We start from the raw sequence: 26,162 nt of genomic DNA on the forward strand, positions 1-26,162 counted from the left end.
CAGATACGGCGCCTCCCGGACAGGCCGTCCGGGCCCCCGGCAATCATGCCGGGGCCGTAACAGGAGGACAGTGCACAAGGGCCCGAAGTTCGGCAAGGGGCATGGCGCCGCGTGCCGACAGGCTACGCACCCGCGGAGGAAGCCCGGCCGGACTCAGCGCTTCTTTTCGGCCTGGATCGCAGCCTGCGGGTCGCGCGAGGGTGCGCCTTCGGCCGGCGTCGCCTGGCTGACGTTCACCGAAACATCCGCCCCTTCCACGGCGCCGTTGCTCTGTACCCCGGCATTGTCGGCCTGCTCGCCGGCGGCAGGGGCAGCCGGAAGCGGCAGGTTCGAACCCTGCTTGTTGAGATACAGGATCACGTCAGCGCGCAGCTGCGGGTCCGAAATGCCGGCAAAGGTCATCTTGGTACCCGGCGCGAACTTGCGCGGATTGGCCAGCCAGGCATCCATCTTTTCCAGATCCCAGGTGCCGCCCACGCCCTTCAGCGCGTCCGAGAAGGCGAAGCCGCCCTTGCCCTGGGCAATCGGCTCGCCCAGCGTGGCATAGAGATTGGGGCCGATGCCGTTCGCGCCACCCTGGGTGATGGTGTGGCACGAGGCGCACTGCTTGAACCCGGATTCGCCCTTGGCGGCATCGCCGCTCGCCAGGCGGACCGGCAAGGGTGCCGCCGCAGCGGCGCCACCGCCGCCTTCTTCCACTGCCTCGACATAATAACCGGGCTTCTCGGGCGCTTCAGAATGGAAGATCTTCGCGCTAACGATCGAAAGTCCCAGGGCCGCAATGCCCCCCGCCAACGCCCAACCTGCGATCGTATTGAAGCGATCTTGCATTATCCGCTCCCGCCTGTGCTTTGATTTCATCTTTAGAGCGCTGCCGCGCCCGAAAGCAAGCGGACTTGCGGTGCGATCGCACGAAGGCTAGCGCGCGCCTCCATGGAGAATTTCGCCGCCCCCGCACGCCCCATCGTCGCCCGGATGCTTGCCGATGCCGCCGCCGCGCCGGATCGTGCCGTGGCGTTCCAGGGCGCACCGGGCGCGAATTCGCACGTCGCGGTGCGCGAGGCTTTCCCCGATGCCCTGCCGCTCCCCTGCTTTTCGTTCGACGACGCGATCGATGCGGTGAAGGAAGGCCGGGCCGATCGCGCGATGATTCCGATCGAGAATTCCCTGCACGGGCGCGTCGCCGACATTCATTTTCTTCTCCCCGAATCCGGCCTGTCGATCATCGGCGAGCATTTCCTGGCCATCCGCCACACGCTGATGGGCATCGGCGGGATCGACGGCATCCGCGAGGCGATGAGCCATCCCCAGGCGCTCGGCCAATGCCGCCACTGGCTGAAGGCGCACGGCATCGCACAGGTCGCCTATCCCGATACGGCCGGCGCCGCGGCGATGGTGGCAGAGCTGGGCGATCCCAAGGTCGCCGCGCTCGCACCGGCCCATGCGGCCGAGCTGTACGGGCTCAACGTGCTGGCCAGCGACATTGCCGATGCGGCGCACAACATGACGCGCTTCGTGGTGCTCTCGCGCGACGCGCCGGGAATCACCGGCGAGGGTCCGTTCATGACGTCGCTGATCTTCGAGGTGAAGAACATCCCCGCCGCGCTCTACAAGGCGCTGGGCGGGTTCGCGACCAATGGCGTCAACATGACCAAGCTGGAAAGCTATCAGCGCGAGGCGAGCTTCTCGGCGACCGAGTTCTATGCCGATATCGTCGGCAGCCCCGAGGACGCGGGCGTGATACGCGCGCTGGAAGAACTGGGGTTCCACTCGAAATGGGTGCGGCTGCTGGGGACCTATCCGCAGGCCAGGGCGCGGCCCTGAGATCCACCCCGCCTTCGCGGGATGACGCCTATGTTGGACATAGGCGATAGCAGCGCCTTCGCGGGAGAGGATTGCGGCGGAGCCTACACCCCCTCGGCCCAGGCCTTTAGCAGCGTATAGGCGATCGCATATCCCGGCGGCGCGAGGAACGGCGCCCCCGGATCGCGCGCCAGTGCCTGCCGCACCTGCGCGCGATCGAACCAGGCCGCATGTTCCAGCTCGTGCGCGTCGATCGAGATTTCCTCGCCGAGCGCCTCACCGATGCACGCGATCATCAGCTGCGACGGGAAGGGCCAGGGCTGGCTCGCGACATAGCGCACCGCCCCCACCCGTACGCCCGATTCCTCCAGCGTCTCGCGGCGCACCGCGTCCTCGATGCTCTCGCCCACCTCCAGGAAGCCGGCGAGCGCCGAATAGCGGCCCGGCGGCCAGCTTGGCTGGCGGCCGAGCAGCACCCGGTCGCCACGCTCGGCGAGCATGATCACCACCGGGTCGACCCGCGGATAATGCTCGGTCGCGCAATGGGGGCAGAGCCGTCCCCAGCCGGCGCGGAAGATGTTCGTCGGCGTGCCGCAGCGCGAACAGAAGCCGTTGCGGGCGTGCCAGTCGATCAGGCTGCGCGCCGCCGCATAATTGGCGGCATCCTCCGCCCGGAACGCGTCGAGGATCGCGGAGAGCTCGGGCGGACGGCCCGGGGGCAGCGGGGCTCCGGGCGGCAGCGTCTGCACGAAGCGCGGCTCGCCCTCCAGGAAGCCGAGGAACAACAGCGGTTCGCTCGCGGCATCAAGGCCGGTCCAGACCAGCCGCCCCGCCTCGTCCAGCTGCGGCACCAGCCCGTCCATCACCAGCAGCCGCGCGCGCGGATCGGCGAGCGCGGCCGCCAGCAATTCGGGTTCGTGGCGGACGCGATCGTCTCGGTCCAGCGTGCCGCCGGTAAAGCCGGGCGCGATCACCTGGCGAGATCGGCGTAGACGGCGGCGCGCATCGGCACTTTCAGGTTCAGCTCGGCAAGCAGGATGTTGACCATCATCGTCGCGCGCACCTGGTTCTTGGGATCGACCCAGGCGAAGGTGCCCGCCGCGCCCGACCAGCCGAACGTGCCCTTGCCCGCGCCGCCGGGCTGATCGGCGAGGAACACCGATCCGCCGGCGCCGAAGCCCATCGGCACGGCGGTGTCGCGCGCCATCACCGCCAGCATCGTCTTGTCGACGCCCGCAGGCAGAAGATCCGACATGGCGAGCGCCGCCGTCTCGGGCTTCAGGATGCGCACGCCGTCGAGCGTGCCGCCATTCTGCAGCATGTGGAGGAAGCGATCATAGTCGCGCGCCGACATGGCCAGGCCGGCCCCGCCATAGGGGAAGCTCGGCTTCTTGAGATAGACGGACGTGGCGCCCGGATCGATCGGGAAGCGGTTCGCGCCCGCCACTGCATATTCGGTGGCGAGACGGCCCGCTTCGTCGGCCGGCACCGTCCAATAGCTGGAGGTCATCTTCAGCGGCTGGAGGATGCGGGTGTTGACGAAGCTGTCGAACGGCACGCCGCTCGCCACTTCGATGACGCGGCCGAGTATGTCGAGGCTGATCGAATAGCTGAACTTGGCGCCCGGCTCGGCGATCAGCGGCAGGGTGGCGGTGCGGTTGGCGAATTCCTCGAGCGTCGCCGGACGCGCCGGCCGCGCCGTCGCTTCGAACGAATCGCTCACCTGCGCGGGATTGATGCCGAGGCGATTATATTCGTTGAGCAACGGGCCCTTGGTGATGATGTTGTAGCCGAGCCCCGCCGTGTGCGTCAGCAGGTTGCGGACGGTGATCGGGCGGGTCGCGGGGCGGCTGGTCAGATCCTTGGTGGGATCCACCAGCACCTTCATGTCCTTGAAGGCGGGGATGAAGTCGCTGATCGGCTGGTCGAGCTTGAGCTTGCCTTCCTCGATCAGGATCATCGCGGCGATGCCGGTGATCGGCTTGGTCATCGAATAGACGCGCCACAAGGTATCGGCGTTGACCTTGGGCGCGCTCGGCTCTTCGGCCATGCGGCCCTCGGCCACCACCGTCATCGGCCCCTGGCCCTTGGCATAGGTGACGACGATGCCCGGCACCTTGCCCGAAGCGACGGTCTGCCGGGCGAAGCTGTCGACCGCGCTCGGCGCCGTCTGGGCCTGCACGATCGGAGCCTGCAGCAGCGCGAGCGCCCCGATGAGTCCAAATGTCCGCTTGCCCGTCATCGCAATCTCCGTATCGCCTTTGCCGCCTTGGCGAAAACCGTGGGCAGACCCGCCGACTCGATGTCGCCGATCGGCCACCACTCGCCGGGGGGTGCGACTGCATGGCGGCTGATTGTTGCAGTCGCAAGCGCGACCTCGAGCTCGAAATGCGTGAAGCCGTGACGCACCGTTTCGCCCACCATCCGCCAGTCGGCGGGCAGGGGCGCATCCACAAGGCCCGGCGGCGATTCGACCCAGGGACCCGTGGGCAGCGCGCGCATGCCGCCGAGCAGGCCCTTGTCCGGGCGACGGACGATCAGCACCTGCCCTTCCCGCTCCAGCCAGAACATCGTGCCGTGGCGCTGCGGCTTGGGTGCCTTCTTCGCCTTGACGGGATAGGTCTCCGGATTCCCGGCCGCGCGCGCCGTGCAGCCGAACGCGATCGGGCAAACCAGGCATTTGGGCGCGCGGACCGTGCAGATACCGCTGCCCAGATCCATCATCGCCTGGGCGAAATCGCCGGCGCGGGCATCCGGCGTGATCGTGTCGGTCAGCCGCCGGATCGCGGGGCGCGAGCCCGGCAAGGGCTCTGCGAGCGCGAACAGCCGCGTCACCACCCGCTCGACATTGGCATCGACCACCACCGCCCGCCGGCCAAAGGCAATCGCAGCGATTGCAGCCGCGGTATAGTCGCCGATGCCGGGCAGCGACCGCAGCCCCGCCTCGGTATCGGGCAGGTCGCCCAGCCGCGCCACTTCGCGGGCGCAGGCGAGCAGATTGCGGGCCCGCGCATAATAGCCGAGCCCGGCCCAGGCGGCCATCAGGTCGGCATCCTCGGCCGCGGCCAACGCTTCGAAGCTCGGCCAGCGCGCGGTGAACGTTTCGAAATAGGGGATGACGGTGGCGACCTGCGTCTGCTGGAGCATCACCTCGGAAAGCCAGACCCGATAGGGATCGGTGACATTGGCGCCGGGCGGCGCGCGCCAGGGCAGACGGCGGGCATGGGCGTCGTACCAGGCAAGAAGTGCAGGGGCGATCGATTCAGGAACATTGTCGGGCACGCCCCGCCTATGGCATGGGGGAGCCACAATGACGAAGCCCCCCCGTGCCACCACCCGCCAGCCACGCCCCGAGCCGCAGCGCTCGAACCGCGTGCGCGCGGTGTCCGAGCTGCTGCCGGACGTGGGCGGCGCCGCCTTTCGCAAGTTCGGCTTCGTCCAGTCCGCCATCGTCAGCCGCTGGGGCGAGATTGTCGGCGATCGCTATGCTCGCGTCTCGGCTCCAGAATCGATTCGCTTCCCGCGCGGCAAACGCGAGGCGGGCGTGCTGGCACTCACGGTTTCAGGCGCCTTCGCGCCGATGATGCAGCATATCGCACCCGAGATCATCGAGCGGGTAAACCGCTTTTTCGGCTATCCCGCCGTCGCCAAGCTGGCGATTCGCCACGGCGATCTGCGCCCGGCCCCCAAGCCCGCGCCGCCACCCAGCCTGAAGCCCCTGTCCCAGGCAATGGGCGACAGCCTGCGCGGCATCGCCGATCCGGAACTGCGCGCGGTACTTGAATCGCTCGCCGCCGGCGTGGCGGCGCAGGACGAAGCCCCCGGATTTGGCCGGATCGATTGAGATGATGCAGCGATTCCTTCTTCTGATGCTCGCGCTCGTGCCGCTGTTCGCGCTCGGCGCCGCCCCCGCACCGCAGCCCAACTGGATCGCTACCGTCGCGGCCACGCCCGAAGGTGGGTACCGCCAGGGCAATCCGAACGCTCCGGTCAAGCTGATCGAATATGGATCGCGCACCTGCCCGACCTGCTATCAGTTCGCCGAACAGGGCGTGCAGCCGCTGCGCGACCAATATATCGCGACCGGCAAGGTGAGCTATGAGTATCGCGACTTTCTGGTGCACGGCGCGCCCGATTTCGCCCTTGCGCTGCTGAACCAGTGCGTGCCGGTGCAGCGCTTCTTCCCGGTGCTCGACGCGATCTATGCCAACCAGCCCGAATTCGAGAAGCGGATGATCGCGCTGGAAAAGACATCGCCCGACAAGATCAAGGCGTGGCAGAAACTGCCGCCGGGCCAGATGGCGACGCGCTTCGCCGAAGCGCTGGGCATGATCGCCTTCATGCAGCGCCACGGCGTTCCCGAAGCGCGTGCCCGCCAGTGCCTTGCCGATCCCAAGGCCGGCGCCCGCATCGCCAAGACCTATGCCGATGGCGCCAAGGTTCACGGTGTCGACGGCACCCCGAGCTTCTTCGTCAACGGCCGGCGCACCCGCGCCTTCAGCTGGCCCTATCTCGAACCCGAACTGCGCGCCGCCGGCGCCTGAGCCGATTACATCCGGAGACTGAATCCCATGCGCTTCGCCCTCGCCCTTCTTCCCTTCCTGGCGCTCGCCGCGTGCAACGGCGGCGATAAAGCCTCTGGCGGTAACGGCAGTGCGGCCGTGCAGACCACCGCTCCCGTCGCCGCCGTGCCCGCGCCGGCCGGCAAGCAATGGGCCGATGTGGTGGAGAAGACGGCCGACAATGGCTTCCGCCAGGGCAACCCCAACGCGCCGATCAAGCTGGTGGAATATGGCTCGCGCATGTGCCCCTTCTGCGCGCAGTTCGGCACCACCGGTGTGGAGCCGCTGCGCGAGAAATATGTCTCAACCGGCCGGGTCAGCTATGAATATCGCGATTTCCTGATCCACGGCGCGCCCGATCTGGCGCTGGCGCTGCTCAACCAGTGCGTGCCCACCGACGCCTTCTTCCCGATGCTCGATCAGATCTATGCCGGCCAGGAAGGTTTCGAACAGAAGATCATGAGCCTGCAGCAGACCAATCCGCAGATCCTCGACCAGATCCAGCGCATGTCTCCGCCCCAGGCGGCGGCCGGCTTCGCCCAGGCGCTCGGCATGGTCGATTTCATGAAGCAGCACGGCCTGCCCGAGGCCCAAGCCAAGGCGTGCCTGGCCGATCAGAAGAAGATCGAGGAGATCGCCAAGGTCAATGCCGATGGCGCCAATGTGCACGGCGTGAACTCCACCCCCACCTTCTTCATCAACGGCACCAAGACCGACGTGAACACCTGGGCCGATCTGGAGCCGCTGCTCCAGAAGGCCGGCGCGCGCTGATCGCGCGCGCCTGACTCCATGCAGATCAAAAGGCTGCGGCTGACGGGCTTCAAGAGCTTCGTCGACCCAGCCGATCTGCGGATCGAACCGGGGCTGACGGGCATCGTCGGCCCCAATGGCTGCGGCAAATCCAACCTGCTCGAAGCGCTGCGCTGGGTAATGGGCGAGACCAGCGCCAAATCCATGCGCGGCGCCGGTATGGAAGACGTGATCTTCGCCGGCACCGCCACCCGGCCAGCGCGCGACTTCGCCGAAGTGGCGATCGTAGCCGATCTGCCGGACGCGCAGGACGAGCTGGAGATCATCCGCCGCATCGAACGCGGTGCCGGATCCGCCTATCGCATCAACGGCCGCGACGTGCGTGCCAAGGATGTGTCGCTCGCCTTCGCCGATGCCGCCACCGGCGCGCATTCGCCCGCGCTCGTCAGTCAGGGGCGGATCGGGGCGATCATCGCCGCAAAGCCCGGCGAGCGCCGCGCGATGCTGGAGGAAGCGGCAGGGATCGCCGGCCTGCACGTTCGCCGCCGCGATGCCGAACAGAAGCTGCGGGCGACCGAAACCAACCTCACCCGCCTCGACGAACTGATCGGCGAGCAGGAACAGCGCGCCGCCGCGCTGAAGCGCCAGGCACGGCAGGCAGAACGCTATCGCGCGCTGTCCGATCGCATCCGGGTGGCCGAAGGGCGGATGATCTTCGCCCGCTGGCGTGACGCGGCGATGGCGGCAGATGCGGCCCGCAGCGAAGCGGCGGAGGCGGACGCGCTGGTCGCCGATCGCAGCACCGCACAGCTTGCCGCCGAAGCCGCACAACATGCAGCGGCAGAGGCGGTGACGACGCTTCGCGCCGAGGCGCTGCGGCTTCGCGATGCCGCCAGCGATGCCCAGCACCGGCTGCAGACGCTGCGCAGCGCTCGCCACGGCGTCGAACGGCGGATTGCCGAGCTGGCGGAGGCAAGCCGGCGACTGGAGACCGACCGATCGCGCGAAGCCGCCCTCGCGCGCGACGCCGCCGAGGCGATCGAACGGCTGACCGCCGAACAGGCGGCGCTGGAAACGCGGATCGCCGAGACGGGAGCGCGCGTGCCGCTGCTCGACACGGCGCTGGCCGATACCGAACGGGCCGCCCGCGATGCCGAGGTCGCGCTGTCGCAGGCGCTGGCGCAGCAGGCGAGCGAAGCGGCCGAGGTGCGCGTCGCCGATGCCGCGCTTTCCGCCGCGCGCGGCCGGGTGGACCGCAGCCAGCGCGACCAGGCGCGGATCGAGGCGGAAGTCCGCACCCTCGGCGATGCCGCACCGCTCCACGCCGAACGGCAACGGGCACATGCAGCACGGGCGGACGCCCAGCACCAAGCCGAATCGGCGCGCGATGCCCTCACCCGCGCCGATGCCGAGGAACGCGCCGCGATCGAGGCGCGCAACGGCGCACAGGCGGCGCGGGCGGCGGCGCATGCCGAGCTCGCCCAGATCGACAGCGAAGCGACCGCGCTCGCCAAGGCGACCAAGCCCGCGGGCAAGGATCGGCTGCTCGACCGGGTGACCGTCGCTGCCGGCTATGAGCGTGCGCTCGCCGCCGCCCTGGGGGACGATCTCGAGGCCGGGCTGGATGCGAGCGCCGAGCGCCATTGGGGCGATGCCGAGTCGCTGGCAGGCGATCCCGCCCCACCCGCCGACACCACTCCGCTGTCGCAACACGTCACCGCCCCCGCCCAGCTCGCGCGGCGCCTGGCACAGGTGCTGGTGTGCGAGGCCGATACCGGGCAGCCGCTCGCCGCAGGGCAGCGGCTGGTGACGCGAGAGGGGGTACTGCGCCGCTGGGACGGCTATCGCGCGCGCTCGGGCGGGGCTGCCGCGGCGGAGCGGCTGGAGCGGGTCAACCGGCTCGCCGCGCTCGAACGGGCGCGCCCGGCGGCGCAGGCGGCGCTCGAAGCGGCGGCGGCAGAGCTCAGCCGGATCGAAGCCCGCATCGCCGATGCGCGCCGCAGCGCCGCCGAGAATCGCCAGCGGCTCGACCAGGCCGATCTCGCCGCGCGGGAAGCGTCGCGCGCCGAGGATCGCGCCGCGAACCAGATCGAACGACTGGAGGCGCAGCGGGCCGATCTCGACATCCGCCGCCGCCGCATCGCCGCCGAAGCGGAGGACGCCGGCGCCGAGTTCGGCCGTGCCGAAGCGGCCAAGGCGGCGCTGCCCGATGGCGCGGAAACGCGGGCGAAGGTGGCGGCGCATTCCCGCGACGCCGACGCGGCACGCGCTGCGGTGGCGAGCGCGCGCGCCGAGCGTGCGAGCCTCGACCGCGACCTCGCCCAGGCACGCGAGCGGCTCGCCGCCGCTGGGGCGGAAGCGAGGAGCTGGGGGGCGCGCGCCGCCGACGCTACCCGGCGCACGGCCGAAATGGACGCGCGCGCCGCTACGCTGGCGCAGGAACGCGAGGCGATCGCCACCCGCCCTGCGCAGATCGCGGCGCAGCTTGCCGAAGCCGAAGCCGCCGACGCGGCGATGAAGCGCGACTCGGCCGCCGCGCAGACCGCCGAGCGCGACGCCGAAGCCGCGCTGCGTATCGCCGAGGCGGCGCTGCGCAAGGCGAGCGAGTTGCTGTCGGAGGCCCGGGAGCGCCGTGCCGGGGCCGCCGCCCGCGCCGAAAGCCAGGATCTGCGCCGGGTGGAAATGGGCCGCGTTTCCGGCGAGCGTTTCGAATGTCCGCCGCCGCTGCTGCCGCCGCGCCTCGGCTTCGATGCGGAAAGCGTCGGCAGCCCGCAGGAGGAGGCGAGCGCGCATGAGAAGCTATCGGTCGAGCGCGAGCGGCTGGGGCCCGTGAACCTGGTCGCCGAAGCCGAACTGGCGGAACTGGAAACCGCGTTTGGCACCAACGCGCGCGAACGCGACGAGCTGGTCCAGGCGGTTCATCGGCTGCGCGGATCGATCGGCACGCTCAATCGCGAGGGGCGCCAGCGCCTGCTCGCCGCCTTCGAGGCGGTGGACGGCCATTTCCGCACGCTGTTCACCACGCTGTTCAATGGCGGTCAGGCCCATCTGGCGCTGATCGATTCGGACGATCCGCTGGAGGCGGGGCTAGAGATCCTGGCGCAGCCGCCGGGCAAGAAGCTGCAATCGCTGACGCTGCTGTCCGGCGGCGAGCAGGCGTTGACGGCCGTGGCGCTGATCTTCGCGCTGTTCCTCACCAAGCCCTCGCCGATCTGCGTGCTCGACGAAGTGGATGCGCCGCTGGACGACGCCAATGTCGATCGCTTCTGCGATCTGCTGGAACGGATGACACGCGAAACCCGCACGCGGTACCTGATCGTCACCCACAATGCAGCGACGATGGCGCGGATGCACCGCCTGTTCGGGGTGACGATGGTCGAGCGCGGGGTCAGCCGGCTGGTGTCGGTCGACTTGGGCGGCGCGACGAGCTTGCTGGCGGCGGAATAGCCGCGCTCAGCGGAAGTTGGAGACGCTCGGCTCGCCCTGCAGCGCGGCGGCGACCAGCAGGCTGTCCTCCAGCTGCACGCGGTTGCGCAGACGGGGCAGCATCGCGCGGGTCGCCTGGACGAAGCCGTCGCGATCGGCAGCGATCTGCTCCGGCGTCCACTGCACCAGATAGTCCCGCCAGTTGCACTTGAGCCGTTCGAACTCGTCGCGAACCTGGTCCACCTTGCCGCGCGAGATGCCCGGCTGGGCCGAAAGGGCAAGCGTGTAGATGGTGGCGTCTTCGCGATCGAGGTGATCGGCAACCGCGTGGAGCAGATGATCGAGCGCGACGGACAGCGCCTGCGGTTCCGCCGGGCCTTCGATAAGACCCGAAAGCCGCCGTGCCAGGACATCGATCGTCTCATGATCGCGCCGCAGATCGGCTATCGTCGTATTGGCCATCATCGCCATCCTCCTGTCCGCAGTGGGTTGCGATCCTACAGCTACGATACCTGACACATACGTAGTGGCAATTTCATAAAAGTTAAACACACCGGCGTGCGGAAGCAAAAAAGGGGCCCGGCAGTGCCGGACCCCTTCATTTCTTGCGCGAAACGCCTGTGATCAGTCGCGATCACCGGTCAGGAACGCCGGCAGGCCGATGTCACCGCCATCGTCCTTGGCTTCGCTGCGCTCGCTGCGCGGCTTGTCCCCACGGTCCCGGCGGGGGCCACGCTCACTGCGCTCGCCGCCACGGCCGCCCTCGCGACGGCGGTCGCCGCCGCGGTCGCCGCGGTCACCACGATCGCCGCGCGGTTCGCGCGGTTCGCGGGCCGGACGCGAGTCTTCCAGCTCGGCGCCGGTCTCCTGGTCGACGACGCGCATCGACAGGCGCACCTTGCCGCGCGGATCGATCTCCAGCACCTTGACCTTGACTTCCTGGCCTTCCTTCAGAACGTCCGCGACCTTTTCGACGCGCTCGTTCTTGATCTCGGAGACGTGAACCAAGCCGTCCTTGCCGCCCATGAAGTTCACGAACGCGCCGAAATCGACGAGATTGACGACCTTGCCGTCGTAGATCTTGCCGACTTCCGGTTCCTCGACCAGGCCCTTGATCCACTTGACCGCGGCTTCGATCTGCGCCGGATCCGACGAGCTGACCTTGATCACGCCCTCGTCGTCGATATCGACCTTGGCGCCGGTGGTAGCGACGATCTCGCGGATCACCTTGCCGCCGGTGCCGATCACTTCGCGGATCTTCGACTTGTCGATCGTGAAGGTCTCGATGCGCGGTGCATGCGCGGAGAGCTCGGCGCGGACTTCGCCCAGCGCCTTGTTCATCTCGCCCAGGATGTGCGCGCGACCGGCCTTGGCCTGGTTGAGCGCCGCCTCGAAGATCTCCTTGGTGATGCCGGCGATCTTGATGTCCATCTGCATCGTGGTGATGCCCTCGGACGTGCCGGCGACCTTGAAGTCCATGTCGCCCAGGTGATCTTCATCGCCCAGGATGTCGGACAGGATCGCATAGTCCTTGCCCTCGAGGATCAGGCCCATGGCGATGCCCGAGACCGGACGCTTGATCGGCACGCCGGCGTCCATCATCGCGAGGCTGCCGCCGCACACCGACGCCATCGACGACGAGCCGTTCGACTCGGTGATGTCGCTGGTCAGGCGGATCGTGTAGGGGAAGTCCTCCTTCGACGGCAGCACCGGGTGCAGCGCGCGCCATGCCAGCTTGCCATGGCCGACTTCACGACGGCCCGGCGCGCCGAAGCGGCCCACTTCGCCGACCGAATAGGGCGGGAAGTTATAGTGCAGCATGAAGTTCTGGTAGCTGAGGCCGTTCAGGCCATCGATCATCTGCTCGGCGTCCTTGGTGCCGAGGGTGCAGGTAGCGATGGTCTGGGTCTCGCCGCGGGTGAACAGCGCCGAGCCGTGTGCACGCGGCAGGAAGTGCGTCTCCGCCTCGATCGGACGGATCTGCGTGGTGGTGCGGCCGTCGATGCGCTTGCCGTCCTTGAGGATGGCGGTGCGGACGATTTCGGCTTCCAGCTTCTTGGTCAGCTTGATGCCGGCCATGACTTCCTGCGGGCTCAGGCCGTCCTCGGTGAACTGCGCCTTCGCCTTGGCACGCGCCTCGTTGAGCGCGTTCGAGCGGGCCGACTTGTCGGTCAGCTTGTAGGCGGCGGCAATGTCCTTGCCGATCAGCTTCTTCAGCTTGTCCTTGATCTTGGCGTTGTCGTCCGACGACGCCATTTCCCAGGGATCCTTGGCGGCCTGCTCGGCCAGCTTGACGATCGCCTTGACGATTTCGCGGCAGGCATCGTGCGCGAACAGCACGGCGCCGAGCATGACCTCTTCCGAAAGCTCCTTGGCTTCGGATTCGACCATCATCACCGCGTCATAGGTGGCGGCGACGACGAGATCGAGCTCGCCTTCGGCAACCTGCGCGTCGGTCGGGTTCAGGATGTACTCGCCGTTGATGTAGCCGACGCGGGCAGCGCCGATCGGGCCCATGAAGGGCACGCCCGAGAGCGTGAGCGCTGCCGAGGCGGCGATCATCGCGAGGATGTCGGGCTCGTTCTCGCCGTCATAGCTCAGCACCTGAGCGATGGCGTTGATCTCGTTGTAGAAGCCTTCCGGGAACAGCGGGCGGATCGGGCGGTCGATGAGGCGGGAGACCAGCGTCTCCTTCTCGGTGGCGCCGCGCTCGCGCTTGAAGAAGCCACCCGGGATGCGACCGGCGGCCGAGAATTTTTCCTGATAGTGGACGGTCAGCGGGAAGAAATCCTGGCCTTCCTTCACCGACTTGGCAGCCGTGACGGCGCACAGCACCACGGTCTCGCCGAGGGTCGCGATCACCGCGCCGTCGGCCTGGCGGGCAACCTTGCCCGTTTCGAGAGTCAGCGTCTTACCGCCCCACTCGATCGATACAGTCTTCTTGTCGAACATGTCGTTTCCTTCACTCCCCGGTGCCAATCACGCGGGGGGCCTATGCGTGAGCCGTATGTGGCTCGTGGGACCGACCGTATTGCCGGGTCCCCCGTTTCGATCCCGACGCCATTCGCCGGGGATCACCGATGCAGTATCGCACCGGAATGACAAAAAGGCGACCCGAAGGTCGCCTTTCCGTGTTACTTGCGAAGACCGAGCTTCGCGATGAGATCTGCGTAGCGCGCCTGGTCCTTCTTCTTCAGATAGTCCAGCAGGCTGCGGCGCTTGTTGACCAGCATCAGCAGACCGCGGCGCGAGTGATTGTCCTTCGCGTGGGTCTTGAAGTGCTCGGTGAGGTTGGCGATGCGCTCCGAGAGGATCGCGACCTGCACTTCGGGGCTGCCGGTGTCACCCTCGTTGCGAGCGTGTTCCTTGACGAGCGCTTCCTTGCGCTCCTGCGTGATCGACATGCATTTTTTCCTTCGACATCGAAGCTACAGGTTGAAGCCGCGTACGACCCGGATGCTTCCGGCTTCCGCCTCTACCAGCGCGACGGGTATGTCCCCGAGCAGCGCGAAATACAGGCCATCGTCCTTGGCAATCCCGACCAAGACCCGCCCCTGGCGGAGCAGCCCTGCCTGATCGGGGGTGAGGGAAAGAGCCGGGATGTCGTCCAGCCCCGCCCTCAGCGGCAGGCAAATGTCTTCAAGGCGCCGCTCCTTAGCGGCATCCGCCAAAGAGTCCAGCGAAATCGCTTGATCCAGGGTAAAGGGCCCAGCCTTGATCCGACGGAGATAGGTGACGTGGCCGACGGTGCCAAGGGCGTGGGCGATATCGCGGGCGAGGCTGCGAATGTAGGTGCCCTTGGAGACATGGGCGCGGAGGGTGGCGAACTGCGCGCCATCCCCGTTCTGCCAAGATAGATACTGCAGATCGTGGATCGTGATCCGACGAGTCGCCAATGTAACTTCCTGACCCGATCGCGCGAGGTCATAAGCCCGCTCGCCATTGACCTTCAGTGCGGAATAGGCGGGCGGCAGTTGGTCGATCTCGCCTAAAAACTGCCCGAGAACGTCCTCGACGTCCGCGCCGTCGACGAACGCCTCGGACGTCGCAATCACCTTCCCCTCGGCATCGAGCGTATCCGTCTCCACGCCGAACCGGATGGTGAAATCATACACCTTGTCGCTGTCGAGCATGCGGCCCGCGAGCTTGGTCGCTTCGCCGAGCGCGATCGGCAGCACGCCGCTCGCCAACGGATCGAGCGTGCCGCCATGGCCCACCTTCACCTTGGCATAGCCGCCTTCGCGCAGCGCGCGTTTCACCGCGCTCACCCCCTGGGTAGAACCAAGGCCCAGAGGTTTGTCTAAAAGGATCCAGCCGTGCATCGCCGCGCCATAGGTGCGCTTGGGCGCCGGCGCAAACCACGACAAAATTGCAACAGGTGGAAGGGAACCGTGGTCACGAACCACGGCCTCACTTGATGGCGATGACGTTTTCGCTACAGGCCCGCGAAAAATCGGTGACACCAGCGAACAACAAGCGCGACGTCATACGGGAGAGGATGCCCCATCATTGCACGGGGACTCGATTCCGCCATGACTATGCATTCTTTCCTGCGCACCCTGCTGCTCGCCAGTGCCGCGCTCGCGACACCATCGGCGCTGGCCGCCACGCATAACGAAACGCCCGGCCCGGTGCAGGGCGCGCAGCCCGACGAGACCGCGCAGCAGACCGGCGAGATCGTCGTCACCGCGCAGCGCCGTACCGAGGCCGCCAAGGACGTGCCCGTCGCTGTCACCGCGATCAGCGGCGAGAAGCTCGATGTGCTCAATTCCTCGGGCCTCGACATCCGCTTCCTCGCGGCGCGCACGCCCAGCCTGCAGATCGAAAGCTCGTTCGGCCGCACCTTCCCGCGCTTCTACATCCGCGGCCTCGGCAACACCGATTTCGATCCCAACGCCGCCCAGCCGGTGTCGGTGGTGTACGACAATGTCGCGCTCGAAAACCCGATGCTGAAGGCTTTCCCGGCGTTCGACCTCGCCCGCGTTGAAGTCTTGCGCGGCCCGCAGGGCACGCTGTTCGGCCGCAACACGCCAGCCGGCGTGGTGAAGCTCGAATCGCAGCGCCCTACCGACCAGTATGAAGCCAAGGGCAGCGTCAGCTGGGCGACCTACAACACGGTCAACGCCGATCTCGCGCTCAACGCCCCCCTCGGCGGCGGCTTCAGCCTGCGCGTCTCGGGTCTCGTCCAGCGCCGCGACAACTGGGTGGTGAACGAAAGCACCAGCAGCCTCAACGTCGCCAGCCGCAAGCTGGAAGGCTATACCGATCGCGCCGGCCGCGTGCAGCTCGCCTATGCCAATGGCGACTTCAACGCGCTGCTCAACGTGCATGGCCGCGACCTGGAAGGCAGCCCGCGTGTGTTCCGCGCCGGCCTGTTCCAGCGCGGTTCGAATCATTTCTCGGCGGGCTTCGATCCGGAGCGGGTCAAGCTCGATGGCTATACCAGCCAGTGGCTGGAGCAATGGGGCAGCAGCCTGCAGCTCGACTATCATTTCGACGGGATCGGCACGCTCTACTCGATCACCGCTTACGAACGCGCCAAGGTGCAGAGCACCGGCGATGTGGACGGCGGCGACAACTATGTGTTCCCAGCGCTGGGGCTGAACAACGCACTGTTCCCGTCAAACACCGGTGGCATCACCAGCCCGAAGGAGTTCAGCCAGGAACTGCGCTTCGCAACCGACCAGTTCGGCGCGTTCCGCGGCCAGGCCGGCATCTACTATTTCGACCAGAATCTCGACTATAGCGAATACGGATATAATCTGGGCGGCGGGCCGCAGACCCAGAATATCGGCCATGTGAACGTCAACGAAAATTACGGCGTGTTCGCATCGGGCGAGTTCAAGGCGACGGATGCGCTCACGCTGCGCGCGGGCATTCGCTATTCGCATGACCGCAAGAACGACGTGATCACCGGCTTCGGTCCGTTGACTCCCGGCCTTACGCTGCCGCTGCAGACTAAGGTGACCGGCGAGGCCGTGACCTGGGACGCCAGCGCCACCTATGCGCTGACGCCCGACGTCAACGTCTATGCGCGGTTCGCCACCGGCTATCTCGGCCCGGCGATCCAGGACCGCGTGACCTTCGGCTCGGTGCCGACCACCGCGGGCAAGCAATTCACCAAGTCCGCCGAAGCGGGCGTCAAGGGCGCGCTTCCCGCCCATGGGCTGAACTATGCGCTGACCGGCTACTGGTTCCGCACCGACGATCTGCAGCTGACCGCGGTGGGCGGCGCGAGCAACGCCAACCAGCTGCTCTCGGCCGATCACGTCAACGGCTATGGCGTCGAGGCGGAGTTCAGCTATCGCCCGGTGCGCGGCCTCGATCTCACCGCCAGCGGCAGCTACAACTTCACCCAGATCCGCGATCCCGATCTGGTCGTGGCGGCGTGCGGTTCGCTGTGCACGATGACCGACCCGACCTTCACCGTCGGCACCAGCACCTTCGCCCGGATCAACGGCAACCGCCTGCCCCAGGCGCCGCGCTTCGTGCTGAACGCGACCGCCCGCTACGGCGTGCCGCTGGCCAATGGCGGCGAGGTCTATGCCTATACCGACTGGGCCTATCGCAGCTCGATCAACTACTTCCTCTACGAAGCCCGCGAGTTCCGCGGGCGCGCGCTGGTCGAAGGTGGCCTGCGCGTCGGTTATCGCGCGCCGCAGGGCTATGAGGTGGCGGTGTTCGCCCGCAACATCCTCAACCAGATCCGCGCGGTGAGCGCGATCGACTTCAACAACCTGACCGGCATGATCAACGAGCCGCGCATCATCGGCGGCGAGATCCGGTTCCACTTCTGAGGCACGCACGGGGGACATCCTCCGGGCGCTTCATAGCGGGAGGGCGTCGTGGGGAGACCCGCGGCGCCCTTTCCGCATCAGCCGATCGCGCCGCGCCGCTCGACGAAATGGCGGCGGCAAAGCGCGACATAGCGATCGTTGCCGCCGATCTCGCGCTGCTCACCCTCGCGCACCGCCCGCCCTTCGGCATCGACGCGCAGGTTCATCGTCGCCTTTCGCCCGCATTCACACACCGACTTGATCTCGACGAGCGAGTCCGCGAGCGCCAGAAGTTCCGCCGCACCTTCGAACAGCACCCCGCGGAAATCGGTCCGCAGACCATAGCAGAGCACGGGCACTTCATCCTCGTCGCACACGGCGGCGAGCTGGCGCACCTGCCCGGCGGAGAGGAACTGGGCCTCGTCCACCAGCACGCACGCAAGCGGCGCGGCGAAATGCACATCCTGGACGATCGCGCGCAGGTCGGTCTGCGCTTCGAAGGGCACGGCATCGGCGTGGATGCCGAGGCGCGAATCGATCACCCCATGGCCACCGCGATTATGGACCCCGGCGGTGAACAGCAGCGTGCGCATGCCGCGTTCGCGATAGTTGAAATCGGCCTGCAGCAGCGTGGTCGATTTGCCGGCGTTCATCGACGCGTAGTAGAAATAGAGCTTGGCCATCGGCGCATCACACCAAAAGGGCGGCCAATGTCCAGTGCGCGCTTCGGCGCGGCGGCCTCAGTCCTGCTCGCCCTCGCTCAAGTCGCGCGCCACGTTCGGCGCGCGGAGCAGCTGGTCGATATGGCTGCCTTCGTCGAAGCTCTCGTCCGCCAGGAACTTTAGCTTCGCCGCGTACTTCATCTTCACCCGGTGGGCGACTTCGCGCTGGAGGAAGGCGGTATTGGTGCGCAGCGCCTTGAGCACCGCGTCTTCCTCCTTGCCGAGCAGCGGCTTCACGAACACCGTCGCGTGGCGCAGGTCCGGCGACATGCGCACTTCCGTCACCGAGACCATATGCTTCGCCAGCACCTCGTCATGCACGTCGCCGCGCTGGAGGATCTCGCTGAGGATATGGCGCACCTGTTCGCCCACGCGCAGCACGCGGACGGAGCGGGTTTCATCGGTGTCGTTCTGGCGCATCTTGTGATTCTGACCGGTTTTCGCTATTTGTTACGGACTGCAGTCGATTCCTGTGCAATCGATCACTTCCTGAGCCCGGGTGTTCCAGCGCCCGGGCTCAAATCCTGTTGGGCCCCCGGCGTTCCAGCACCGGGAGCCCGCACTGGGTTCCTTGCGGCTCAGCTCAATCAGCTTCACCACCAGCCCGAGCAGCGCGACGATAAACATCGCTACGCCCAGAACCAGAACTGCCGTCGAATCTTGTGCCAATAAGACCACCTCCTTCCCGGCCGCAGGTGCAGTCGGGAAGGAAGCGTATCACAGGTCAGGCCGTCGAGGAACAAAAGGTGTACATCGATAGCCTTGGCCCCTTACAGCGTACGTTCGCGCAGCTCGACTTCGTAGGTTTCGAGATAGTCGCCGGCCTTGATGTCCACAAAGTTCTGCGTGAACGTCACGCCGCATTCGAGGCCCGCGCGCACTTCGGCGACATCGTCCTTGAACCTGCGCAGCGATGCAATCTCGCCGGTGTAGATGATGACGTCGTTGCGCGTGATGCGTGCCTTGAGCGCCTTGCGGATGAAGCCGTCGACGACCAGCAGACCGGCGGCCTTGCCGTGCTTGCCCGCCGAGAAGACTTCCTTGATCTCGGCGCGGCCGACGACCGTTTCGAAGGCTTCCGGACCCAGCTCGCCCGCCATGCCGGCGCGGATCTCGTCGGTCAGGTCATAGATGACGTCATAGTATTTGAGCGCCACCTTGTTGCGATCGGCGATCTCGCGCGCCTTGGCATTGGCACGGACGTTGAAGCCGATGATCGGCGCACCGCTGGCCGCTGCCAGCGAAACGTCGCTCTCGGTGATGCCGCCCACGCCCGAGTGCAGGATGCGCACGCGGATGTCGTCGTTGCCCAGCTTGCTGAGCGCACCCACGATCGCCTCGGTCGAACCCTGCGTGTCGGCCTTGACCACCACCGGATATTCGATCGCCTGCTTGTCCTTGAGCGCGGAGAACATGCTCTCCAGGCTTGCCGGTGCCTGCGTCGTCCGCTTCTGGAGCAGCACGCCCTGGCGATATTCGGCGACCTCGCGGGCACGCGCCTCGCTCTCGACCACCTGCAGCGGATCGCCCGCCGACGGCACGCCCGAGATGCCGAGCACCTCGACCGGCATCGCCGGACCGGCTTCCTTGATCTGCCGACCCTTGTCGTCGATCATCGCACGAACCTTGCCGCTTTCCGCGCCGACGACGAACACGTCGCCCACGCGCAGCGTACCGCGGTTGACGAGGATCGTCGCGACCGGGCCGCGACCCTTGTCGAGCTTCGCCTCGATCACGGTGCCTTCGGCCTCGCGATCGGGGTTGGCGCGCAGTTCGAGCAGTTCGGCCTGGAGCTGGATCTTCTCGATCAGCTCGTCGAGACCGATCTTCTTCAGCGCCGAGACTTCGACGTTCTGGACGTCGCCGCCCATTTCCTCGACCACCACTTCATGCTCGAGCAGACGCTCGCGCACCTTTTGCGGATTGGCGCTGTCGAGGTCGACCTTGTTGATCGCCACGATCATCGGCACGCCGGCCGCCTTGGTGTGATTGATGGCTTCGATCGTCTGCGGCATCAGCCCGTCGTTCGCCGCCACCACCAGCACGACGATGTCGGTGACATTGGCACCGCGTGCGCGCATTTCGGTGAAGGCCTCGTGGCCCGGCGTGTCGAGGAAGGTGATCTTCGACTTGTCCTTCAGCGTGACCTGATAGGCGCCGATATGCTGGGTGATGCCGCCGGCTTCGCCCTTCACCACGTCGGTGCCGCGAAGGGCGTCGAGCAGCGAGGTCTTGCCGTGATCGACATGGCCCATGATCGTCACTACCGGCGGACGCGGCTGGAGCATCTCCTCCGGATCGCCTTCGGTATCGATCTGCAGGTCGATGTCGCTTTCGCTTACGCGCTGCACATTGTGGCCGAATTCGGTGACGAGCAGTTCGGCGGTATCCTGGTCGATCGACTGATTGACCGTAACCATCATACCCATCTTGAACAGGGCCTTCACCAGGTCCGCACCCTTTTCGGCCATGCGGTTGGCGAGTTCCTGCACGGTGATCGCCTCCGGCACCACCACGTCGCGGACCTGCTTGATCTGCGGTTCGCGCGGGCCGCCATAGGAGCGGCGATGCTCCTTCTCACGCGCGCGCTTCAGCGCCGCGAGGCTGCGTGCACGCGCACCATCGTCGCCGCCCAGGGCGCGTGTGACGGTGAGCTTGCCCGACTGGCGGCGATCGTCGCCCTTGCGGTCGCGCGAAGGCTTGGCCGGATCGGCACCCGGGCGGCGCGGCGCGGCGCCGGCCGGTGCCGGGCGCGGTGCACCACCGCCCGGCGCGGGCCGCTGCTGCGCCTGGTTCTGCGCGGGTTGCTGCTGCGCCTGCGGGGCCGCGGCGGGCGCTGCCTGCTGCGGCTCGGGCTTGGGCTGCGGCTTGGGAATTTCCGGCCGCTGCACGGGCGTGAAACGACGGGGCGCAGGGAGCGACGCATCGAGCTGCAGCGTGATCGGGCCCTGCGGCACCGGACGGCGCGGCGGCTGCGCCGGCGCAGCCGGCTTGGGCGCGGCGGCCTGCGGCTGGGCGGGCTTGGGCGCCACCGGCTGCGGGGTAGCGGCCTGCGGTGCGGCGGGCTCAGGCGTGGGGGCGGGTGCGGGAGCCGCAGCCGGCGCCGGAGCCGGCGCCTCGGCAACAACCTCGGGCTTCGGTTCAGGTGTGGGCGCGGGAGCCGGGGCCGGCTCGGGCGCCGCAGCTGCTTCGGCTTCTGCCGCGGCACGTGCCTCTACGCGGCGACGTTCTTCGGCCTGGGCCTCGGCGCGAAGACGCTCGTCACGGCGACGGCCTTCCTCCAGCGCCTGCATGCGCTGTTCTTCGGCCTCGCGCAGCAGCTTGGCCTGGCGCTCCTGCGGCGACAGATTGTCCATCGGCTTGCGCGGCGGCGGGGACGCCGGACGCGGTGCCTGGGGCGCGGGTGCGCGGGGGGCCTGAGCAGCCGGAGCATCAGCGGGCGCGGGCGCAGGCGCCGGCGTCGCTTCGTCCTGCGGCGCACCCTGCGGGCCGAGGACACGGCGACGCTTGACCTCCACGACCACGGTGTTGGAACGGCCATGGCTGAAGCTCTGCTTCACCTTGCCGGTTTCCACCGTGCGCTTCAGACCCAGCGGCGCGCGCATGCCCAGTTTCGGCTTGTCGTTTTCGGTGTCGCTCATGCGGCTACTCAAGTTCCTCAGTAATGTTCGTCGTCAATGGCACGGCGGACGGAAATGCCGATGCGCCTTGCGATTCGGTTTCGCAAGACACGGAAGCAGGTTCGGGTCCGATAAAGTGCAGCCAGCGATCGAGCGCTTCGCTCGTCCGTTGCGCCGCCCGGGCGTCGATGAGTCCGGCGTGTACCACATTTTCGCGGCCTAGCGCCAAGGACAATATGGTGCGCGAGACAGGCAATGTTAAGCCCTTGAGGGCAGAACCTTCCCGATCCGAGCCAACCCGCCACGCCTGGGCAAGCCGCCGGGCGCCGTCATCGCCGGCATCGGCGGCATGAAGCAGCAGGTGCAGCCGCCCGCTGCGCGCGGCCTTTTCGATTCGCTCGGTGCCGATCACCACATAACCGGCCTTCGCCTCCAGCCCCAGCCGGTCGAGCGCGGCGCGCTGCAGCTGGGTGGCGATCCGGTCTTCAAGATCGTCGGGGATGCGGATCTCGCCGGTACGGAAGCTGCGCGAAAGCGCGCCGCGCAGCTTGCCCTTGTCGCGCGATGCCGCGAGCCCCGCCTTGTCGACGGAGATCCACGCGCCACGACCGGGGGCCTTGGCGCGAATATCGGGCAGCACTTCGCCCTCGGGCGAAAGCACGAGTCGGATCAGCCCATCCCGCGGCGATCCCTCGCGCGACAGGATGCAGGTGCGAATTGCGTCGGTCATCGGCCCCTCCCGCTATGGGAGGAGTCGATGGCCCATGACGATGATGTCAGTCGGCGCGTATCATTGCTCGGAGTCCGCAATTGCGTCCTCCTCGCCTGCCGGAGCAGGTTCCTCGTCGGTGAACCAATGGGCGCGCGCGGCCATGATGATCTCGTTGCCCTGCTCGTCGCTCAGGCCATATTCGGCCAGGATGCCGCCCTTGGCTTCCTTGCGCGGTGCATCTTCGCCGCGGCGGCGCGGTTCGGCACGCTTCTTCTCTACCAGTTCGTCGGTCGCCAGATCGGCGAGGTCGTCGAGCGTCTTGATGCCCGCCTTGCCGAGCGTGACCAGCATCGCTTCGGTCAGATAAGGCATGGTCGTGAGGTCGTCCTCCACGCCAAGCGCACGGCGCTCCTCGCGATTGGCTTCCTCGCGGCGCTCCAGCGCTTCCTGGGCGCGGTTCTGCAGTTCCTGCGCGAGATCCTCGTCGAACCCCTCGATCGTCGCGAGCTCCTCGATCTCGACATAGGCGACCTCTTCCAGCGCGCCGAAGCCTTCGGCGACCAACAGCTGGGCCAGCGTCTCGTCGACGTCGAGCTCGTTCTGGAACATCTCCGAACGCTCGACGAATTCCTTCTGGCGCTTCTCGCTCGCATCCGCCTCGGTGAGGATGTCGATCGCCTTGCCGGTCAGCTGGCTGGCGAGACGCACATTCTGGCCGCGACGGCCGATGGCGAGACTCAGCTGATCGTCGGGGACGACGACTTCGATGCGATCCTCTTCCTCGTCGATCACGACGCGGCTGACATTCGCGGGCTGCAGCGCGTTGACGACGAAAGTGGCCGTGTCCGGCGACCAGGGGATGATGTCGATCTTCTCGCCCTGCATTTCCTGCACGACGGCCTGCACGCGGCTGCCCTTCATGCCAACGCAGGCGCCGACCGGATCGATCGAGCCGTCATGGCTGATCACGCCGATCTTTGCGCGGCTGCCCGGATCGCGGGCGGCGGCCTTGATCTCGATGATGCCGTCGTAGATTTCAGGTACTTCCTGCGCGAACAGCTTCTTCATGAATTCGGGGTGCGCCCGGCTCAGGAAGATCTGCGGACCGCGATTTTCGCGGCGGACGTTGAGGATCACCGAACGCACGCGATCGCCGACGCGCACCACTTCGCGCGGGATCTGCTGGTCGCGGCGGATCACGCCTTCGGCGCGGCCCAGATCGACGACGACATGGCCGAACTCGACCCGCTTCACCACGCCGGTGATGATTTCGTTCACCCGGTCCTTGAACTCGTCGAACTGGCGCTCGCGCTCGGCGTCGCGGACCTTCTGGAATATGATCTGCTTGGAAGCCTGCGCCTGGATGCGGCCGAATTCGATCGGGGGCAGCGGATCGACGATGAAGTCACCGACCTTCGCGCCCTTCTGCAGCTTCTGCGCACCCTTCAGGTCGACCTGCTTGAAATAGTCGTCGACCTGCTCGACCACTTCGACGACGCGCCACAGGCGGAGGTCGCCCGAAACCGGGTCGAGCTTCGCACGAATGTCGTTTTCCACGCCGTAGCGGTTCTTCGCCGCACGCTGGATCGCATCCTCCATCGCCTCGATGACGATGGCCTTGTCGATCAGCTTTTCCTTCGCAACCGAATCAGCGATCGCGATGAGCTCGGCCTTGTTGGCAGAAATGGCGGTGGCCATCCGGGCTTATCCTTCTACTTCGATAATCTTGTCTGCGCCCTCGGCGGAGAGCGGCGCGGTGGCGGCGATCAGGCGATCGGTCATCGTCAGCTTGGCGTCTTCGATCGCCGCGAAGGGCAGCACATGTTCGGCGCCGTCCTGCGTGACGATGGTGATGCTGGCGGCGTGCGTATCGATGCCGGCGAGATCGCCCTTGAACTGCTTGCGCCCATCCATCTTCTCGGCGAGCGTGATCCGGGCTTCGTGGCCCTTCCAATCTTCAAAATCCTGCAGCCGGGTGAGCGGCCGATCGATGCCGGGCGAGCTTACTTCCAGCCGATAGGCATGGTCGATCGGGTCGCGGCCCTCGGCTTCTAGCCTATCGAGCAAGTCCGAGACGCGGCGCGACAGATCGGCGCAATCGTCGATCGTCAGCTGGCGCGTATCCGGGCGCTCGGCCATGATCTGCAGCGTGGGATCGCTCTGGCCGCCGAACATCTTCACGCGCACCAGGGCAAAGCCCAGCGCCTGCGCTTCCGCTTCGATCATTCCGGCCAGTTCGGCGAGATTCGCCACACGCATCTCCAATGGGCATTCAAGCAGCTTCGGCGCCGGAGCCTGGCGGCTCCGACCTCGATCATGTTTGACGATGTCCGAGAAAGCAGGCAGCGATATACGCAATCGTGCCCTGGGGAGCAAGGGGGCGCGCAGTTGGCATGCATCTTTTCCAGTACGAAAGCTGTTGCAACGCGTTGCAAGACCGGCTGCCTTTGCAGGCAAGCCACCGCTGGAGATTCGATGATGCCACGTTCGCTGCTGCTGATCCCCGCACTTTTCGCCGCCGCCTGTTCTTCTCCGGGTTCCAACGCGCAGCAGGCTAGCGCCACGCCTACGCCGGCACCCGTGCCCAGCGGCACGCCGACACCGCTGCCGGCCGGGGCGCCGTTCATCGCCACCCGCGTCGCCGATTTCAACGAACCCTTTGCGATCGCCTTCCTGCCGGACGGCGCCGCGCTGGTCACCGAAAAGGCCGGTCATCTTCAACTGTGGCAGGCGGGCCAGGCTACGCAGGAAGTGACCGGTGTGCCCAAGGTTGCTGGTGGCGGCCAGGGCGGCCTGCTCGACGTGGCGCCCGCACCTGATTTCGCGAACAGCAACGCGATTTACTTCACCTATTCGGAGCCGCGCGCGAATGGTAGCGCGCTGGCGCTCGCCCGCGCCCGCCTCACTCGTGGCCGCGCCATGGCGGCGAGACTCGACAATGTAGAGGTGCTGTTCCGTACCGGTGCGGATGGCCAGGGCGGCCAGTTCGGCGCGGTGATCGCCTTCGCCCCCGACGGCAAATCGCTGTTCCTCGCCTCGGGCGAGCGCCAGCGCTTCACGCCCGCGCAAGACCCGAACCAGGCGATCGGCAAGATCCTGCACCTGACGCTCGACGGCAAACCGGCGCCGGACAATCCGGAGGCCGGCAAGACCGGCGCCACGACCGTGCAGGTGTTCGATCCTCCGCGCGACACCGAAGCCGCCAAAACCGCCAATGCCCGTCCCTTCGCGTTCGACGGGCCGAATCCGGCGCCGGCCGCCATCTGGACGAGCGGCCATCGCAATCCCTATGGCATGGCCTTCGACGCGGCCGGAAACCTGTGGGAACACGAAATGGGTCCGCAGGGTGGCGACGAGCTCAACCTGATCGTCAAGGGCCGCAACTATGGCTGGCCGAACGTCTCGTTCGGCGAGAATTACAATAACACGCCAATTCCCAAGCCCAAGGCGGGCGACGGCTATGAAATGCCCAAGCTCCACTGGGTGCCCTCAATCTCGCCGGCCGGGATGCTTTATTATACCGGCAGCGAGTTTCCGCAGTGGAAGGGATCGCTGCTGATGGGCGCGATGTCGGGCCAGGCGCTGATCCGCATCGCCCTTGATGGCACCACTGCCCGCAAGGCCGATCAATGGGACATGGGCACCCGTATTCGCGATGTCGCGCAGGGCCCGGATGGCGCGCTATGGCTGCTGGAGGACGGCGCCCGCGGCGCCGGCGGCTGGCTGCTGCGGATCAGCCCGAAGAAATGAGGCTGTGAAATTCCTCCCCGGGCAAAACTCGGGGAGGATTT

21 protein-coding genes are annotated in these 26,162 nt (G+C 67.1%); 7 read left to right on the plus strand and 14 right to left on the minus strand.

The window, feature by feature from the left end; all coding sequences use genetic code 11:
• Window positions 1-153 precede the first annotated feature (153 nt).
• A complete protein-coding gene (locus tag ACNFJ7_RS11030; protein WP_019368309.1) occupies window positions 154-831 on the minus strand; it encodes a c-type cytochrome in 678 nt (225 codons plus the stop codon).
• 102 nt (window positions 832-933) lie between these two features.
• On the opposite strand from ACNFJ7_RS11030, the gene ACNFJ7_RS11035 reads away from it, so the two are divergent.
• Window positions 934-1,824 (plus strand): prephenate dehydratase, encoded by an 891-nt coding sequence (locus tag ACNFJ7_RS11035; RefSeq protein WP_019368308.1) that lies wholly within the window; start codon window positions 934-936, stop codon window positions 1,822-1,824.
• Between the two features lie 83 nt (window positions 1,825-1,907).
• Here the strand turns inward: ACNFJ7_RS11035 and nudC are convergent, their stop codons facing one another.
• The 3 genes from nudC to ACNFJ7_RS11050 are packed head-to-tail and all read right to left on the minus strand — an operon-like array spanning window position 1,908 to window position 5,085.
• Complete coding sequence (gene nudC / locus ACNFJ7_RS11040; RefSeq protein WP_019368307.1) at window positions 1,908-2,777, minus strand: NAD(+) diphosphatase; 870 nt, start codon at window positions 2,775-2,777, stop codon at window positions 1,908-1,910.
• Window positions 2,774-4,045, minus strand: coding sequence for a serine hydrolase domain-containing protein (locus tag ACNFJ7_RS11045; RefSeq protein ID WP_019368306.1), 1,272 nt, complete (start codon window positions 4,043-4,045; stop codon window positions 2,774-2,776). Before ACNFJ7_RS11045 ends, nudC begins: the two co-directional genes overlap by 4 nt.
• Window positions 4,042-5,085 carry an A/G-specific adenine glycosylase gene (locus tag ACNFJ7_RS11050; RefSeq protein WP_019368305.1) on the minus strand — a complete coding sequence of 348 codons (1,044 nt, stop codon included), beginning with the start codon at window positions 5,083-5,085 and terminating at the stop codon, window positions 4,042-4,044. The genes ACNFJ7_RS11045 and ACNFJ7_RS11050 overlap by 4 nt, the downstream gene beginning before the upstream one ends.
• 28 nt (window positions 5,086-5,113) lie before the next feature.
• On the opposite strand from ACNFJ7_RS11050, the gene ACNFJ7_RS11055 reads away from it, so the two are divergent.
• From ACNFJ7_RS11055 to smc, 4 genes are read left to right on the plus strand one after another with little or no spacing between them, the layout of a single operon-like run.
• Window positions 5,114-5,647, plus strand: a complete 534-nt coding sequence (locus tag ACNFJ7_RS11055) for a DUF721 domain-containing protein (protein WP_019368304.1) — start codon at window positions 5,114-5,116, stop codon at window positions 5,645-5,647.
• A gap of 25 nt (window positions 5,648-5,672) precedes the next feature.
• Window positions 5,673-6,347, plus strand: a complete 675-nt coding sequence (locus ACNFJ7_RS11060; protein WP_236704392.1) for a DsbA family protein — start codon at window positions 5,673-5,675, stop codon at window positions 6,345-6,347.
• Between the two features lie 27 nt (window positions 6,348-6,374).
• Window positions 6,375-7,136, plus strand: coding sequence for a thioredoxin domain-containing protein (locus ACNFJ7_RS11065; protein WP_019368302.1), 762 nt, complete (start codon window positions 6,375-6,377; stop codon window positions 7,134-7,136).
• A gap of 18 nt (window positions 7,137-7,154) precedes the next feature.
• Window positions 7,155-10,562 carry a chromosome segregation protein SMC gene (gene smc / locus ACNFJ7_RS11070; RefSeq protein WP_019368301.1) on the plus strand — a complete coding sequence of 1,136 codons (3,408 nt, stop codon included), beginning with the start codon at window positions 7,155-7,157 and terminating at the stop codon, window positions 10,560-10,562.
• A gap of 6 nt (window positions 10,563-10,568) precedes the next feature.
• On the opposite strand, the gene ACNFJ7_RS11075 is transcribed toward smc, so the two are convergent.
• The 4 genes from ACNFJ7_RS11075 to truB all read right to left on the minus strand — a co-directional run bounded on the left by ACNFJ7_RS11075 (window position 10,569) and on the right by truB (window position 14,863).
• Window positions 10,569-11,006 (minus strand): hemerythrin domain-containing protein, encoded by a 438-nt coding sequence (locus tag ACNFJ7_RS11075; RefSeq protein WP_152997727.1) that lies wholly within the window; start codon window positions 11,004-11,006, stop codon window positions 10,569-10,571.
• 159 nt (window positions 11,007-11,165) lie between these two features.
• A complete protein-coding gene (pnp, locus tag ACNFJ7_RS11080; RefSeq protein ID WP_019368299.1) occupies window positions 11,166-13,493 on the minus strand; it encodes a polyribonucleotide nucleotidyltransferase in 2,328 nt (775 codons plus the stop codon).
• Between the two features lie 182 nt (window positions 13,494-13,675).
• On the minus strand, window positions 13,676-13,945 hold the full coding sequence (rpsO, locus tag ACNFJ7_RS11085; protein WP_010544825.1) for a 30S ribosomal protein S15: 270 nt from the start codon (window positions 13,943-13,945) through the stop codon (window positions 13,676-13,678).
• A 24-nt stretch (window positions 13,946-13,969) separates the two neighbouring features.
• On the minus strand, window positions 13,970-14,863 hold the full coding sequence (truB, locus tag ACNFJ7_RS11090) for a tRNA pseudouridine(55) synthase TruB (protein WP_026008911.1): 894 nt from the start codon (window positions 14,861-14,863) through the stop codon (window positions 13,970-13,972).
• A 216-nt stretch (window positions 14,864-15,079) separates the two neighbouring features.
• Here truB and ACNFJ7_RS11095 point away from each other — a divergent pair, with 216 nt between their 5' ends.
• Entirely contained in the window at window positions 15,080-17,338 is a 2,259-nt protein-coding gene (locus tag ACNFJ7_RS11095) for a TonB-dependent receptor (RefSeq protein WP_019368297.1), read from the plus strand.
• A gap of 77 nt (window positions 17,339-17,415) precedes the next feature.
• Here ACNFJ7_RS11095 and ACNFJ7_RS11100 read toward each other — a convergent pair whose 3' ends face one another.
• The 6 genes from ACNFJ7_RS11100 to rimP form a co-directional block, all read right to left on the minus strand.
• Window positions 17,416-18,000: a thymidine kinase gene (locus ACNFJ7_RS11100; RefSeq protein ID WP_019368296.1), complete on the minus strand. Its 585-nt coding sequence runs from the start codon at window positions 17,998-18,000 to the stop codon at window positions 17,416-17,418.
• Between the two features lie 57 nt (window positions 18,001-18,057).
• Window positions 18,058-18,459 (minus strand): 30S ribosome-binding factor RbfA, encoded by a 402-nt coding sequence (rbfA, locus tag ACNFJ7_RS11105; RefSeq protein WP_019368295.1) that lies wholly within the window; start codon window positions 18,457-18,459, stop codon window positions 18,058-18,060.
• A gap of 350 nt (window positions 18,460-18,809) precedes the next feature.
• Window positions 18,810-21,680 carry a translation initiation factor IF-2 gene (gene infB, locus ACNFJ7_RS11110; RefSeq protein ID WP_419724217.1) on the minus strand — a complete coding sequence of 957 codons (2,871 nt, stop codon included), beginning with the start codon at window positions 21,678-21,680 and terminating at the stop codon, window positions 18,810-18,812.
• 4 nt (window positions 21,681-21,684) lie between these two features.
• Entirely contained in the window at window positions 21,685-22,389 is a 705-nt protein-coding gene (locus ACNFJ7_RS11115) for a DUF448 domain-containing protein (protein ID WP_019369922.1), read from the minus strand.
• Window positions 22,390-22,449: 60 nt separating this feature from the next.
• Window positions 22,450-24,069, minus strand: a complete 1,620-nt coding sequence (nusA, locus tag ACNFJ7_RS11120; RefSeq protein ID WP_019369921.1) for a transcription termination factor NusA — start codon at window positions 24,067-24,069, stop codon at window positions 22,450-22,452.
• A gap of 6 nt (window positions 24,070-24,075) precedes the next feature.
• Window positions 24,076-24,630 carry a ribosome maturation protein RimP gene (gene rimP / locus ACNFJ7_RS11125; RefSeq protein WP_019369920.1) on the minus strand — a complete coding sequence of 185 codons (555 nt, stop codon included), beginning with the start codon at window positions 24,628-24,630 and terminating at the stop codon, window positions 24,076-24,078.
• 216 nt (window positions 24,631-24,846) lie between these two features.
• Between rimP and ACNFJ7_RS11130 the strand changes: the two genes are divergently transcribed.
• A complete protein-coding gene (locus ACNFJ7_RS11130) occupies window positions 24,847-26,121 on the plus strand; it encodes a PQQ-dependent sugar dehydrogenase (protein ID WP_019369919.1) in 1,275 nt (424 codons plus the stop codon).
• Window positions 26,122-26,162 lie beyond the last annotated feature (41 nt).

The sequence above is a fragment of the Sphingomonas sp. HT-1 genome (assembly GCF_048568905.1).
Taxonomy (GTDB): domain Bacteria; phylum Pseudomonadota; class Alphaproteobacteria; order Sphingomonadales; family Sphingomonadaceae; genus Sphingomonas.

Excerpts from the sequence above, each read along its gene's own strand:
- ACNFJ7_RS11030 (WP_019368309.1), bottom strand. The coding sequence starts at position 831 with ATGCAAGATCGCTTCAATACGATCGCAGGTTGGGCGTTGGCGGGGGGC.
- ACNFJ7_RS11035 (WP_019368308.1), top strand. The coding sequence starts at position 934 with ATGGAGAATTTCGCCGCCCCCGCACGCCCCATCGTCGCCCGGATGCTT.
- ACNFJ7_RS11045 (WP_019368306.1), bottom strand. The coding sequence starts at position 4,045 with ATGACGGGCAAGCGGACATTTGGACTCATCGGGGCGCTCGCGCTGCTG.
- ACNFJ7_RS11055 (WP_019368304.1), top strand. The coding sequence starts at position 5,114 with ATGACGAAGCCCCCCCGTGCCACCACCCGCCAGCCACGCCCCGAGCCG.
- ACNFJ7_RS11060 (WP_236704392.1), top strand. The coding sequence starts at position 5,673 with ATGCTCGCGCTCGTGCCGCTGTTCGCGCTCGGCGCCGCCCCCGCACCG.
- ACNFJ7_RS11065 (WP_019368302.1), top strand. The coding sequence starts at position 6,375 with ATGCGCTTCGCCCTCGCCCTTCTTCCCTTCCTGGCGCTCGCCGCGTGC.
- smc (WP_019368301.1), top strand. The coding sequence starts at position 7,155 with ATGCAGATCAAAAGGCTGCGGCTGACGGGCTTCAAGAGCTTCGTCGAC.
- ACNFJ7_RS11075 (WP_152997727.1), bottom strand. The coding sequence starts at position 11,006 with ATGATGGCCAATACGACGATAGCCGATCTGCGGCGCGATCATGAGACG.
- pnp (WP_019368299.1), bottom strand. The coding sequence starts at position 13,493 with ATGTTCGACAAGAAGACTGTATCGATCGAGTGGGGCGGTAAGACGCTG.
- rpsO (WP_010544825.1), bottom strand. The coding sequence starts at position 13,945 with ATGTCGATCACGCAGGAGCGCAAGGAAGCGCTCGTCAAGGAACACGCT.
- truB (WP_026008911.1), bottom strand. The coding sequence starts at position 14,863 with ATGCACGGCTGGATCCTTTTAGACAAACCTCTGGGCCTTGGTTCTACC.
- ACNFJ7_RS11095 (WP_019368297.1), top strand. The coding sequence starts at position 15,080 with ATGCATTCTTTCCTGCGCACCCTGCTGCTCGCCAGTGCCGCGCTCGCG.
- ACNFJ7_RS11100 (WP_019368296.1), bottom strand. The coding sequence starts at position 18,000 with ATGGCCAAGCTCTATTTCTACTACGCGTCGATGAACGCCGGCAAATCG.
- rbfA (WP_019368295.1), bottom strand. The coding sequence starts at position 18,459 with ATGCGCCAGAACGACACCGATGAAACCCGCTCCGTCCGCGTGCTGCGC.
- infB (WP_419724217.1), bottom strand. The coding sequence starts at position 21,680 with ATGAGCGACACCGAAAACGACAAGCCGAAACTGGGCATGCGCGCGCCG.
- ACNFJ7_RS11115 (WP_019369922.1), bottom strand. The coding sequence starts at position 22,389 with ATGACCGACGCAATTCGCACCTGCATCCTGTCGCGCGAGGGATCGCCG.
- nusA (WP_019369921.1), bottom strand. The coding sequence starts at position 24,069 with ATGGCCACCGCCATTTCTGCCAACAAGGCCGAGCTCATCGCGATCGCT.
- rimP (WP_019369920.1), bottom strand. The coding sequence starts at position 24,630 with ATGCGTGTGGCGAATCTCGCCGAACTGGCCGGAATGATCGAAGCGGAA.
- ACNFJ7_RS11130 (WP_019369919.1), top strand. The coding sequence starts at position 24,847 with ATGATGCCACGTTCGCTGCTGCTGATCCCCGCACTTTTCGCCGCCGCC.